Source organism: Sphingopyxis terrae subsp. terrae NBRC 15098, from assembly GCF_001610975.1.
GTDB classification, from domain to species: domain Bacteria; phylum Pseudomonadota; class Alphaproteobacteria; order Sphingomonadales; family Sphingomonadaceae; genus Sphingopyxis; species Sphingopyxis terrae_A.
On sequence record NZ_CP013342.1, the window covers coordinates 409652 to 422691 of the forward strand.

Annotated in this window: 12 protein-coding genes; all 12 read right to left on the reverse strand. The window is 66.6% G+C overall.

What is annotated here, in order from left to right:
- Positions 1-6 precede the first annotated feature (6 nt).
- The 12 genes from AOA14_RS01930 to AOA14_RS01985 all read right to left on the reverse strand — a co-directional run bounded on the left by AOA14_RS01930 (position 7) and on the right by AOA14_RS01985 (position 12995).
- A complete protein-coding gene (locus tag AOA14_RS01930; RefSeq protein ID WP_062900562.1) occupies positions 7-1257 on the reverse strand; it encodes an FtsW/RodA/SpoVE family cell cycle protein in 1251 nt (416 codons plus the stop codon).
- Positions 1250-2557, reverse strand: a complete 1308-nt coding sequence (gene murD, locus AOA14_RS01935) for a UDP-N-acetylmuramoyl-L-alanine--D-glutamate ligase (RefSeq protein WP_062900563.1) — start codon at positions 2555-2557, stop codon at positions 1250-1252. The genes AOA14_RS01930 and murD overlap by 8 nt, the downstream gene beginning before the upstream one ends.
- The gene (mraY, locus tag AOA14_RS01940; protein WP_062900564.1) at positions 2554-3624 is read right to left on the reverse strand and encodes a phospho-N-acetylmuramoyl-pentapeptide-transferase; all 1071 of its coding nucleotides are present in this window, start codon (positions 3622-3624) and stop codon (positions 2554-2556) included. Before mraY ends, murD begins: the two co-directional genes overlap by 4 nt.
- Complete coding sequence (locus tag AOA14_RS01945; protein WP_062900565.1) at positions 3624-5000, reverse strand: UDP-N-acetylmuramoyl-tripeptide--D-alanyl-D-alanine ligase; 1377 nt, start codon at positions 4998-5000, stop codon at positions 3624-3626. Before AOA14_RS01945 ends, mraY begins: the two co-directional genes overlap by 1 nt.
- The gene (locus AOA14_RS01950) at positions 4997-6436 is read right to left on the reverse strand and encodes a UDP-N-acetylmuramoyl-L-alanyl-D-glutamate--2,6-diaminopimelate ligase (RefSeq protein ID WP_062900566.1); all 1440 of its coding nucleotides are present in this window, start codon (positions 6434-6436) and stop codon (positions 4997-4999) included. Before AOA14_RS01950 ends, AOA14_RS01945 begins: the two co-directional genes overlap by 4 nt.
- Positions 6436-8130 (reverse strand): peptidoglycan D,D-transpeptidase FtsI family protein, encoded by a 1695-nt coding sequence (locus AOA14_RS01955; RefSeq protein WP_062900567.1) that lies wholly within the window; start codon positions 8128-8130, stop codon positions 6436-6438. The genes AOA14_RS01950 and AOA14_RS01955 overlap by 1 nt, the downstream gene beginning before the upstream one ends.
- On the reverse strand, positions 8127-8723 hold the full coding sequence (locus AOA14_RS01960) for a hypothetical protein (RefSeq protein WP_062768706.1): 597 nt from the start codon (positions 8721-8723) through the stop codon (positions 8127-8129). The genes AOA14_RS01955 and AOA14_RS01960 overlap by 4 nt, the downstream gene beginning before the upstream one ends.
- The gene (gene rsmH, locus AOA14_RS01965) at positions 8717-9709 is read right to left on the reverse strand and encodes a 16S rRNA (cytosine(1402)-N(4))-methyltransferase RsmH (protein WP_082819788.1); all 993 of its coding nucleotides are present in this window, start codon (positions 9707-9709) and stop codon (positions 8717-8719) included. The genes AOA14_RS01960 and rsmH overlap by 7 nt, the downstream gene beginning before the upstream one ends.
- Positions 9706-10206 (reverse strand): division/cell wall cluster transcriptional repressor MraZ, encoded by a 501-nt coding sequence (locus tag AOA14_RS01970; RefSeq protein WP_062900568.1) that lies wholly within the window; start codon positions 10204-10206, stop codon positions 9706-9708. Before AOA14_RS01970 ends, rsmH begins: the two co-directional genes overlap by 4 nt.
- A gap of 274 nt (positions 10207-10480) precedes the next feature.
- Positions 10481-11635, reverse strand: coding sequence for a Gldg family protein (locus AOA14_RS01975; protein ID WP_062900569.1), 1155 nt, complete (start codon positions 11633-11635; stop codon positions 10481-10483).
- A complete protein-coding gene (locus AOA14_RS01980; protein WP_062768711.1) occupies positions 11632-12018 on the reverse strand; it encodes a hypothetical protein in 387 nt (128 codons plus the stop codon). Before AOA14_RS01980 ends, AOA14_RS01975 begins: the two co-directional genes overlap by 4 nt.
- The gene (locus AOA14_RS01985; protein WP_062900570.1) at positions 12015-12995 is read right to left on the reverse strand and encodes a cysteine synthase A; all 981 of its coding nucleotides are present in this window, start codon (positions 12993-12995) and stop codon (positions 12015-12017) included. The genes AOA14_RS01980 and AOA14_RS01985 overlap by 4 nt, the downstream gene beginning before the upstream one ends.
- Positions 12996-13040 lie beyond the last annotated feature (45 nt).

The window sequence follows — 13040 nt, forward strand, 5'->3', positions numbered from 1 at the left end:
GGGCCGTCATTTCCTGTTCCAGTTGCGGGTCATCGATACCCGCGCCGCATAGGGGTTTCGCCGGGTCAGCGACAAGAGCAAACCCATGCCGATCGACAAGGCGATGAACGACGAACCGCCATAGCTGATAAAGGGCAAGGTCATCCCCTTTGACGGAAAGAGCTGGGTATTCACTGCCATGTTGATCGTCGCTTGCCCGCCGAACTGCGCAATCAGACCCGCGACGGCGAGAATGAGAAAGCTGTCCTCTTCGTCGAGCAGCCGCACCAGAACGCGGACGATGATCGCCAGATAAAGGACGGCGATGGCGATGCAGGCGATGATCCCGAATTCCTCGCCGATGACCGAGAAGATATAGTCGGTGTGCGCCTCGGGAAGCTGGAACTTGGCAAGTCCCGCACCCGGCCCCGTGCCGATCAGCCCGCCGGCGGTCAGCGTCGCATGCGCCTTGTCGACCTGAAAGCTGTCGCCCTCGGCGAACAGCCAGATGTTGATGCGCTGCTGCGCCACCGGGTAGAAGAAATAGGCAAGGACCAGCCCCGCGAGTCCCGTGCCCGCGAGCCCCGCCATGATCCGCATCGACAGGCCGGCGACCATGACGAGAACGAACCATGTCCCCGCGAAGATGATCGTTTGCCCCAGATCGGGCTGGCTCATCAGCAGGATCGCGATGATCCCGGTAAAAACGAAGGACAGCGGCACGACCGGCAGATTCTGATCGTGCAGCCGCAGCGACAATATCCAGGCCAATGACACCGCGAAGAAGGGCTTGAGAAATTCCGACGGCTGGAGGCGGAAGATGCCGCTGCCAATCCAGCGCTGCGCGCCGTTCACCGTCGTGCCGATCAGCGGCACCATGAACAACAGGAAGACGAAGGTGATCGTGCCATAGATGGCAAAGCGCCGCGCCTGCGGTTTGGGCAGCATCGATACCGCGAGCATGACCGGCACGCCGACCATGACCCACATGAGCTGGCGATAGAAATAATACAGCGGATCGAGGCTGGCGGTCGCAGTCGACAGCTTCTGCGCGGCGACCGGCGATGCCGCCGCCACGGCGACGAGGCCGATGGCGATCAGCATCGACACAAGCAACAGCAATACGCGGTCGATTTCCCAGAACCACAGGCCCAGCGGCGTGCGGTCGGCGCGGCTGAGGCGCGGGCCGCGGCGCTTCGTCGTCCGCGGCGTCGCGATGACGGGCCGCTCCGTGACCGCATCCATATTGTCCGCCCCCCCGTTCATATCGTCATCCATTCCCCAACGCCTGCACCAGTTCGCGGAAGCGATCGCCGCGCTGTTCGTAATCCTTGAACTGATCGAACGAAGCGCAGGCGGGCGACAGCAACACGATGTCGCCGGGCGTCGCAGCGGCGGCGGCGGCTGCGACCGCGGCGGCCAGATCGCCCGACCGTTCGACGGGCAGCGCGTCGCCGATCTCGGCCGCGAAAGGCTCCATCGCCTCGCCGATCAGGTAGGCGCGCTTGACGTGGCCGAACCAAGGACGACAGGCGGTCAGCCCGTCGCCCTTGGCCTGCCCCCCGGCAATCCAGTGGACACGCTGGTCCGGCGCCGGCGGAAATGCCGCCAGCGCCGGTGCAGCGGAAGCCGCGTTGGTCGCCTTGCTGTCGTTGAACCAGCGGACGCCAGCGACTTCGCCGACCAATTCCATACGGTGCGGGAGCGCGCGATAGCTCGCGAGTCCGCGTTCGATCTGTTCGTCGTTCAGCCCCAGCACGCGGCATACCGCGATCGCGCACACGGCATTCTGCGCATTGTGCGGACCCTGCAGCGCGGGCCAGCGCGCCTGATCGGCGGGATCGATGTCCTTCGCCGAAACGCGGTGGAGCCGGTGATTGATGCGCCCCGCGATCATCCGCGACGGGTCATCGTCGACCGCGACGATCGCGACCTGATCGCGGTGCTGGAGCGCGAACAGCCGCTCTTTCGACGCGGCATAGCCGGCGAAACCGTCATAACGGTCGAGGTGATCGGGGCTGATGTTGGTCAGCACGGCGACATCGCACGCCAGGCTGTGCGCCAGGTCGATCTGGTAGCTCGACAGTTCGAGCACATAGACGCCGTTTTCGGGGAGCGGATCGCGGGCAAGGATCGGCAGCCCGATGTTGCCGCCCATCAGCGCCGGAACGCCCGCGCTTTCCAGCACATGGGTGACAAGCGCGGTCACCGTCGATTTGCCGTTGGTGCCGGTGATGCCGACGATGCGGTGCGGCGGCAGATCAGCCGCGGCTTCGGCAAACAATTCGATATCGCCGAGGATCGACACACCGGCTTCGCGGGCATGGTCGGCGATGGGATGGCGGTTGAGCGGCACGCCCGGCGACACGACGACGCCGGCAAAGCCGACAAGGTCGATCTCCAACGGATTGCCGATGTCGGCGCCGAGCGCCATCGCGGCATCGCGCGCCGCTTCGCGCTCGTCCCACGCGGTCACCCCCGCGCCGCTGGCGATCAGCGCCTCGCAGGTCGCCAGCCCCGAGCGCGCCAGTCCCAGCACCGCATAGCGCCGACCGGCAAAGGCGCGCGCGGTGATCACCGCAGCTTGAGCGTCGCGAGTCCGGCGAGCGCGAGGACGATCGAGACGATCCAGAAACGGACGACGACGGTGGATTCGGGCCAGCCCAATTGTTCGAAATGATGGTGGATCGGCGCCATGCGGAAGATGCGTTTGCCGGTCCGTTTGTACCAGAAGACCTGGATGATCACCGACAAAGCCTCGACGACGAACAGCCCGCCGACCAGCACCAGCACCAGTTCGTGCTGCGCCGTCACCGCAATCGTCGCTAGCGCGCCGCCGAGCGCGAGGCTGCCCGTATCGCCCATGAACACCGCCGCGGGCGGCGCATTGAACCACAGAAAGGCAAGGCAGGCCCCGATGATCGCGGCGGCGAAGATTGCAAGCTCACCTGCCCCCGGCACATGGGGAATGCCCAGATAGCCCGCGAATTTCACGTTACCCGACAGATAGACGATGACGAGGAAAGCAAGGCTGGCGATCATCACCGGAAAGGTCGCGAGCCCGTCGAGCCCGTCGGTCAGGTTCACCGCATTGCCGAAACCGACGATCAGCACCATCGCGAAGACATAATAGAGCGGCCCCAGGGGAATATAGACTTCGCTGAAAAAGGGCAGATAAAGGTCGGTGCCGGTCCGCGATACGATCAGCAGCACCGCGATGCCCGCAATCACGAATTCGACGAGCAGGCGCACGCGCCCCGGAATCCCGCGATGGCTCGACTTGGTCACCTTGTCGAGATCGTCGAGAAAGCCGACCAGCGCGAACCCGCCGGTGACGAAGATGCAGGCCCAGACGAAGCGGTTGGACAAATCCATCCACAGCAGCGCCGAAATCATTAGCGAGATCAGGATCATCAGCCCGCCCATCGTCGGCGTGCCCTTTTTCGCAAAATGGCTTTGCGGTCCGTCCTCGCGGATCGGCTGCCCCTTCCCCTGCCGCATCCGCAGCATGAGGATGAAGCGCGGCCCGATCCACAGACCGATGATCAGCGCCGTCGCAACCGCGGCGCCCGAGCGGAAGCTCAGATAGCGGATGAGGTTCAGAACCCCCGGAAAGCCAAGCCATTCCGCCAGCCAATATAGCATCAATAATCCCCATTGGTCAGCGCGGTCACGACATGCGACAGTCCCACGCTGTTCGATCCCTTAACCAGCACCGTATCGCCGGGCCGGATCAAGGCTCCCAGCCGCCCTGCCGCAGCCGAGTGGTCGGCCACATGCTCGAAATCGATCCGCCCCTCAAGCGCTTTGGCGAGCGGCGCCATCTCTTCGCCGACAAGCAGGGCGAACTGCACACCAGCTGCGACGAGCGGAGCGGCCAGACCGGCATGATAGGCCTCGCCGCCGTCGCCAAGCTCCTTCATCGCGCCCAGAATCGCGACCCTGCGCGCACCGGATTCGCTGCCGAGCTGGCCGATGGTTGCGGCCATCGATGCGGGATTGGCGTTATAGCTTTCGTCGATGACGAGGATCGAACCGCCCGGCACCTCGACGCGGGTGCGCGCGCCGCGACCCGCAAGACCGCCCATCTCGGCGAAGGCCAGACCCGCGGCGGGCAGGTCACCGCCAACCGCCTTGACCGCAGCAAGCACCGCCATCGCATTGGCCACCCAATGCGCGCCGCCTTGCGCGATGACGAAGCAGAGCAGCGCGTCCTGAACCTGTGCCGTAACGAGCGATCCCCCCTGCCCGTCGGGCAACCAGTCGACCGCGCGCACATCGGCCCCTTCGCCCAGCCCGAAGCTGACGACATGCGCCGCATGCTGTTCGGCCTTGGCGCGCAGCCGCGCGTAATGCGGGCTGTCAAAGGGAAGGATTGCGGTGCCGCCCGGCTCCAGCCCCTCGAATATCTCGCCCTTCGCGTCGGCGATCGCTTCCTCGCTGCCGAAAAATTCCATGTGCGCAGGCGCGATGGTGGTCACGATGGCGACATGGGGGCGTACCATCCGCGTCAGCGCCGCCAGCTCGCCCGCATGGTTCATCCCCATTTCGAAGATGCCGAAATCGGCGGTCGAGGGCATGCGCGCCAGGCTCAAGGGCACGCCGACATGGTTGTTGTAGCTTTTGACCGAACGGTGCGCTTTGCCCGGGCGAAAGCGGTCGAGCGCCGCGAACAGCGCCTCCTTGGTCCCCGTCTTGCCCGCCGAGCCGGTGACGCCGATGATCCGCCCATGGCTGCGCGCGCGCGCCGCGGCGCCGAGCGCGTTCAACGCTGCGGCGCTGTCGGCGACGCGGATGTGCGGAAAGTCGATATCGTTTTCGCAGATGATACCCGCTGCGCCGGCAGCAATCGCCTTGTCAATGAAGTTATGGCCGTCGGTCGCCTCGCCCTTCATCGCGACGAACAGGTCGCCCTTCGTGACTTCGCGCGAATCAAAGGCAACACCTTGCACCGTGAAATCGGCGCTAGCGGTGCCGCCGCACGCCGCCGCGATCGCGCGCGCCGTCCACAGCGGGGTCATGCCGCCACCTCGCGCGCGACGCTCACATCGTCGAAGGGGATGATGCGCAGCGCGTCACCGCGTCCGACAATCTGCCCCTGTTCGTGCCCCTTGCCTGCGACGCAGATAATGTCGTCGGCGCGCGCCATCTCGATCGCGGCAGCAATCGCGGCGCGGCGGTCGCCGATCACCTGGGCACCCGGCGCGCCTTCGGCGATGGCGGCGCGGATCGACGCGGGATCTTCGCCGCGCGGATTGTCGTCGGTGATGATCGCGATATCGGCCTTGGCGGCGGCGATGCGGCCCATTTCCGGGCGCTTCGCCTGATCGCGGTCGCCGCCCGCACCGAACACCAGGATCAACCGCCCCGTGGCGTGCGGCCGCAACGCATCGAGCGCCGCCTCCAGCCCGTCGGGGGTGTGGGCATAGTCGACATAGACGGGGGCGCCCGCGCGCGTGATCGCCGCACGCTCCAGGCGTCCGCGTACCGGCTGGAGCCGCGCCAGATTGGCGAGCGTCTGCGCACCATCGCCGCCGGTCGCGATGACCAGCCCGGCCGCGACCAATGCGTTGGCGGCCTGATAGGCGCCGATCAGCGGCAGATCGAATTTCTGCGTCAGAGCCCCCGCCGCAACGGTCAGCGTCTGCCCGAGCTGCGTCGGCGTCCGCGCGACAAGGCGGAGTTCCTCACCCTTCGTTCCCACGGTAAGCAGACGCAGTCCGCGCGCGCGCGCCGACTCTACCACTTTGGACGAATGGGCATCGTCGGCCCAGACCACCGCGGCTCCGCCGGGTTCGACAACCTCGGTGAATAGCCGCAACTTGGCGCCCAGATAGGCTTCCATCGTGCCATGATAATCGAGATGATCGTGGCTGAGATTGGTGAAGGCCGCCGCCTTCACCGGCAGGCCTTCGGTGCGATATTGATCGAGCCCGTGGCTCGACGCCTCGAAGGCCGCATGGGTCACGCCCTCGGCCGCCAGGCCCGCCATGTTCGACAGAAAGGTCACGATGTCTGGCGTCGTCAGTCCGGTGACGACCCGGTCGGCGCCGGTGGTCACGCCAAGCGTTCCGATCGATGCTGCGTGAAGGCCCGCCATTCGCCAGAGCTGACGCGTCATCTCGACCGTCGAAGTCTTGCCATTGGTGCCCGTGACCGCGACGCAGGTTGCGGGAAAACGGTGAAAGAAGCGCGCCGCAAGCCGCGCGAAGGCGCGCCGCGGATTGGCATCGGCGATATGCACCGCGCCCTCGACCACGGCTTCGGGCCGCGCGACGACGGCGACGGCGCCCGCCGCCACCGCGGCGGCAATAAAGTCCTCACCGTTGAATTTTTCGCCGACGAAGGCGCCGAAGACATTGCCCGGCGCAACCTTGCGATGATCGATGGCAAGCCCGGTCACCACCGGACCGTCCCCATCGACATGATCGCCGCCGGTCAGCGCCGCGAGCCGCATTATTCGCTTTCCCCGTTCTTCCACAGCAGCGGCGTCAGTTCCGACACGTCGACGTCGCGGCTTTCGTCAGGGAACACGCCGAGCATCGGTCCCGCACGCATCACTACCTTCTTGACCACCGGCGCGGCGGTGTAGCCAGCGGTGCGCTGCCCCGAGCTGAAGGCGTTGCCCTTGGGTTCGTCGATCATCACCAGCACCACGTAACGCGGATTGTCCATCGGGAAGACGGCGGAGAAGGTCGACACGAGCGAATGGCGACGATAGCCGCCGGCGCCCGGCTTTTCGGCGCTGCCGGTCTTGCCGCCGACGCGAAAGCCCGGGGCGTCGGCCTGGCGGCCCGTGCCGTCGGACACGATCAGGCGCAGAAGCTGGCGCATCCGCGCACTCGTCGATGCCTTGAACACGCGGCGTCCCTGCGGCGGCGCCTTGTCGCCCAGCTTCAGGATCGTCGCCGGACGCCAGATGCCGCCGTTGACCAGCGCGGCATAGGCGCTGGCAAGGTGCAGCGGAGTGACCGCAATGCCGTGGCCATAGCTGGTCGTCATAGTCGACAGCCGGCCCCATTCGCGCGGCCACAGCGGGAAGGCACGCTCCTTGAGTTCGATTTCAGGGCGCTTGTTGAATTCGAGGCTACGGAACATCGCCTCCATCTTTTCCTTGCCGAGCTGGTCGGCGATCTGCGCGGTGACGATGTTCGAGCTGTGGATGAGCGTTTCGGGGACGTTGAGCCAGCGGTTCATCATGTGCGAATCGCGGATGCGGAAACCGGCGATCGCCAGCGGCTGCGTTGCATCATAGCGCTTCGCCATGCTCGTCACGACGCCATTGTCGATCGCGGCGCCGATCGAGAGCGGTTTGACGACCGATCCAAGCTCGTAGAGATTATAGGTCACGGCGTTGCGCCGCGTCGTCGGATCGCTACCCGCCAGCTTGTTCGGATTATAGGTGGGCAGCGACGTCATCGCCATCACTTCGCCCGTGTGGACGTCGAGGATGATGCCCGCCCCGCCGATCGCCTCCAGATTGGTGACAGCGTTCGACAACTCGCTTTCGAGCACGCCCTGCACGCGCGCGTCGATCGACAGCGTCAGCGGATCGCCGCGCGTCGCCTTGTCGATCAGCCGCTGGTCAAACGCGCCCTCGACGCCAGTGACGCCATGGCCTTCGGCGTTGGTGAAGCCCAGCACATGCGCCGCGAGCGACATCTGCGGATAGAGGCGCTCCTTTTCGCGCGGAAAATCGAACCCTACATCGCCGATGGCATTCACCGCCGCCACCTGATCGGGCAGCGCCCGTCGCCGGATATAGGTCGGGCGCGGGCCCGTCAGCTTGGCGAGCAGGTCCTCGCGCGTCATGTCGGGAAAGATCTTGTGCAGTTCGTCGGCGAGATACTGGCGATCGTTGAGCAGTTTCGACGGCATCACACGGATCGAATAGCCGTCGATCGTCCGAGCGAGCGGCACGCCATTGCGATCGACGATATCGGCGCGCGCGGGCACGAAGGCCGTGCTGTTGCCGCCGCGGCCGGCATCGCTATCGAACAGCGCAAAATAGAGCAGCCGCACCGAAACGAGGAAAAATGCCGCCATGAACAGCAGCATGAGCATCATCAGCCGCTGTTGCGCGGTCAGCAATATCTGCTGCCGCACCCCAGCGGTTCGAACCCGGGTCGGACGGACGACCAGCGTGTTCATTGGCCCGATTTGCCCTCCTTCGCTTCACGCGCCGCGGCACGCTTGAGGTCGGCGAGCGTCGATTCCGCAAGGAGCTGGTCCTCGATCATCTTGAGCTGTTCGCGGCGACGCGTCGGCGCCAGACGCGGCGCGCTGTCGCTGCGCACCGGCGTTTCGGCCTGCGCCAGTACGACGGGCTTTTCGGCGGCCGGCTTCGCCTCGGCCTTCACCGGCGTCGCGGCGGGTTCGGGTGTTCCGACGGGGCTGACCATTGCCATCAGCACCGGCGCGACTTCATTGGCGCCGCGAGCGCGCGGCAAACCGTCGAGCGAAGCAAGCTGGCGCTCGCTCGACAGATATTGCGAGGCATCCGGCGCCGAGTAGCCGAAGCTGTCGGCGTTCCACTGTTCGAGCTGGCGCATCGAAGCGCGCACCGCGAGTTCGGATTCAAGGTAGCGGATATTGTCGCGCGTGCGCTCGATCTGATGATTGATGCGCGCGAGTTCGCTGCGCGTCGCAGCGACCTTCAACGAGACCGGATAGAGCATCATCGCGAAGATGAGCACGAGCAGCACCAGGCCGATCCCCTGAAGCTTGCGGGCCGCCATCAGCATGAGATTGCCTCCTTCGTCGTCAATTGGGTCGGCCAGGCCGGGGCTGCGGTGCGCACGGCGCTGCGCAGCGTCGCGGAGCGCGCGCGCGGGTTGCGCGCCTCTTCGGCCTTGCCGGGGCGCACCTTGCGCGCCGGCGGCTGAAAGGTGGCGGCCCGCGCCGCTCCGATCGGCGCGGGCCGGTGGCGCGAGCCGGCGGCGTCGCCGCCGCTACGCTCGCGCAGAAAGTTCTTCACGATCCGGTCTTCGGTGCTGTGGAAGCTGACCACGGCAAGCCGGCCGCCGGGGCGCAGGACGCGCTCCGCCGCGGCGAGCCCCTCCATCAGTTCGTCGAGCTCGCCGTTGATGTGGATGCGGATCGCCTGAAAGCTCTTCGTTGCCGGATCCTTGGGCGCGCCCGGCGGATGGCGCAGCGCCTTGCGGATCACCGTCGCCAGTTCGCCGGTGCGCGACAGCGGGCGCGCAGCGACGATTGCCCGCGCGACGCGGCGCGACTGACGTTCGTCGCCATAATGATACAGCACGTCGGCGATCTCGGCCTCGTCGGCGCGATTGAGCCATTCGGCGGCAGTCTCGCCCTCCTGCGCCATGCGCATGTCGAGCGGGCCGTCCTTCTGGAACGAGAAGCCGCGCGCATCGCGGTCGAGCTGCATTGACGAAACGCCGATGTCGAAGGTGATGCCGTCGACCGCGCCGATGCCCCGTTCGGCGAGCAGGCGGTCTATTTCGCCGAAGCGGCCGTGGATCAGCATCAGCTTGCCGTCGGCTTCGGCGACGAGCGCCTGCCCCTCGGCAATCGCATCGGGGTCGCGGTCGCACGCGATCACCTCGGCCCCCGCGGCGAGCATCGCACGCGTGTAGCCGCCGGCGCCGAAGGTCGCGTCGACATGCCGCTCGCCCGGAGCGATGGCAAGGGCGGCGATGACTTCTTCGCGGAGGACCGGATCATGGCGGGGATCCCGAGGCAGGTCGGGGGAAAGATCGGTCACTTGCGCCCCTTCCCCTTCGTCTCTTCCCAGGCCTTGGCAAGTCGCTGGAGCACCGGATCGGCATCGACGCAGTCAGCGAGCGTCGGCAGCCACCATACTTCGAACCGGCGGCCCGACCCGACAAAGGCGGTCGCGCCGGCATCGCCGACGCGGTCGCGCGCGGTAAAATTGGGAAGGAAGCGCCCGCTGTCGTCGAGCGTATAGGCCTCGGTATAGCTGAACCGCTTCTTGAACGCCTCGTCCTCGTCGAAATCGATATTACGGGCGAGCGCGGTGTCGCGGTCGCGCTCGATCTCGTCGGTCAGGCGATCATATTGATCCTGGCCATAGGCGACCAGACAAGGCAGCTTTTCATGGAAACCAACCCAAAGCACGCGCTGACCGTCCGCATTGAGGGGCACATTATTGCGGAACTGCGAAGGGACGGCGATGCGTCCCTTGCCATCGATCGCGGCGAAGTTGGTACCCGAGTACCGGCCGGGCGTCACAACTGCCATCGCTGAAGCCCCCCGTTTCGCGCCTCCGGACAAAACTTCCCCGTCCGCGAGAATCGCAGGATTTCGCGCCAAAAGACTCGGGTGGAGATTGCCCCTCTCCGATTCCTGAGTATCAAGAGTCGATTAGGGTGAAAAGGGGTATTTTAGGGTGAAACAGGGTAATTGCGCCCCAAATGGGCAAAAATGTGCTCAGTTGATCAAGCAAAGCGGGCTCCGGCGCCGAAACGCCAGCCGCGGGAAGCCGAAATTCGGGTTGTAATGGGGCCGCGACCTCTCAGTCGGCGGCGGCGCCTATCCAGAGCGGGCGCAACCAGCCGCGCGCGTCGGCTCCGCGCAAGCGCGCATCCAGCCACTCCATCGTGTCGGCATGGCGCAGATGCGCCGCCCAGCGGGGCTGCGGCTGCCAGAGCGGGGCGAACAGCATATCGGCGTCACCGACCAGCCACGCTTCGCCCTGCCCGATCCGGCAATGGAGCAGATGACCGCCCGCGATCCGCACGCAGGCAGGCGGCACCTGCGTAAAGCGGCCGGCGCTGAACAGCCGCAGGCGGGCGCCGCCGACATCGACGGCGATCGGCCTTGTCTCGGCATTGGGCGCCGCGGCGAGCGTGATGCCCCAATGGTCGAGCAACGGGGTGAGCAGACTCGTCACCGGCGGATTGCGCGGATCGCCCAGCGGGTGGCGCGGCGGCCAGCCCGAAAGCGCATCGGCGAGGATCACCGCGCGCCCGCCGCCACGCACAAAGGCGTCGATCGCGACAAGATCGCGCGGTGCAAGCGCGGGGGGATGCGCGAGCAACAGGGCATCGCCGCGCGCGAGCGGGTGGTCGGCAAGACTGTCGACGAGCCGCAGCGGCCCGCCGCGCGCGATCCGGTCGAGTGCGGGGTCGTCGCGGGCACCCTCGGCAAGCATCGCGGCCAGATCGCCGCCCGACCAGCGCAGCGGCAGGCTTGTCATCATCGTCACCGGCACGGCGCGCGGCGCCGGAGCGCGATAGGCGATCTCCAACAGCCCGTGTGCGGCGGCAAACCAGCCAAGGATCGCGGCGGCAATCAGCAGCACGCGAAAAATCCCGCGCGGCCGCGCGGCCTGGACCATACAGTCCGCACCAACTGCCATCACACTCCCGCCAACCGCGCTTAGCACGAGTTGCAGCCAGGGGAAGGCTCCCGCGAGCCAGACCGCGAGCAGCGCCTGACCAATCAGCGTCAAAGCAATGGCGACGCCAAAGGCGGCTCGGCGTTCAGTTCGGGAGGCGCGGCGCGCCGTCCACGCCAGCGCCGCCAGCGGCAACGGCCATAGAGGCAGCAGCAGCGCGGGATCGATCCGCCCGAGCATCGCCTGTCCGCCGACGAACCAGCCGAGCGCCAGCACCAAAGCCGCCGCCAGTGCGCCACGCAGCAGAGCGCCGGGAGGCGGCAATGTCACTGTTTCGACTGGCGAACGCGCTCGAGTTCAGGATCGGGTTCGAGGTCGGGGACGGCGGGCGCGGTCGGCACCTTCGCCGCCGGGTCGTCATTCTGCTCCTTCGAAACCGGCTGCACGCCCAGTTCCTCGAGCGGCGCGCTCGCGGGCTTCTGGTCGGCGCCCGGCACCTTGACCTCTGCCGCAGTGTCGGGGTCGGCGGCGGCGCGTTCGCGCGCCCGGTCGCCGATCAGTCCCGCCATCCCGACGAGCAGCAGGACGGTCAGCACCCCGGCAATGCCGATCTGGAGCCGCCGCATCGCATCGTGCGGCGGCGGCGGTGGCGCTTCAGCGGGCGCCGCGGGGTTCGGCGCGATCGCTGGCTTGATCTCGGGCTTGCTGCTCATGCTGCCGCCTCGGCGAGGCCTTTGCTCGCCAGCCATTCGGGATTGTAGAGCGTCGACAGATAGCGAAAGCCGCTGTCGCACAGGATCGTCACGATGCGCTTGCCGGGACCAAGTTCGCGCGCGAGCGCCATCGCGCCCGCGACATTGATCCCCGACGACAGGCCGACGCACAACCCCTCGTCGTCGAGCAGGCTGCGACAGACCGCGAGGCCTTCGGCATCCGAAATGCGGAATTGCGTGTCGATCGGCGCGCCGTCCAGATTGCCGGTGATGCGGTTCTGCCCGATGCCTTCGGCGACGCTCGACCCTTCGGGTTTCAGCTCGCCGCACTTGTAGTAATTATAGAGGCCGGCGCCGTGCGGATCGGTCAGCGCAATGGTGATCCGCTCGTCCTTGGCCTTGAGGCCCAGGCCGGTTCCCGCGATCGTGCCGCCGGTCCCCGCCGCGCAGGTGAAGCCGTCGACGCGCCCCTCCATCTGCTGCCAGATCTCCTCGGCGGTGCCGCAGATATGCGCCTTGCGGTTTGCGATATTGTCGAACTGGTTGGCCCAGATCGCATTGTCGGTTTCTTCGGCGATGCGGCGCGAGGTGTGGACGAAATGGCCGGGGTTTGCGAAGGGCGCCGGCGGGACCAGCACCAGCTCGGCACCAAGCGCGCGGATCGTCGCCATCTTCTCGGCACTCTGATTGTCGGGCATGACAATGATCGTCCGGTAGCCGAGCGCGTTGCCGACGAGCGCCAGCCCGATACCGGTGTTGCCCGCCGTGCCCTCCACGATCGTCCCGCCCGGCCGCAGCAGGCCGTTCGCTTCGGCATCGCGGACGATGTAGAACGCGGCGCGATCCTTCACCGATCCGCCGGGGTTCGCATATTCGCACTTGGCCCAGATTTCGCAGCCCGTGGCTTCGCTGGCGCCCCGCAGCAACACGATCGGCGTGTTGCCGATCAGGTCGAGGCTGTTCTTCGCATTGATCATGTCCTTGATCTAGGCCCGCGCCCCTGCGCCTGCAAGACAGCTTCG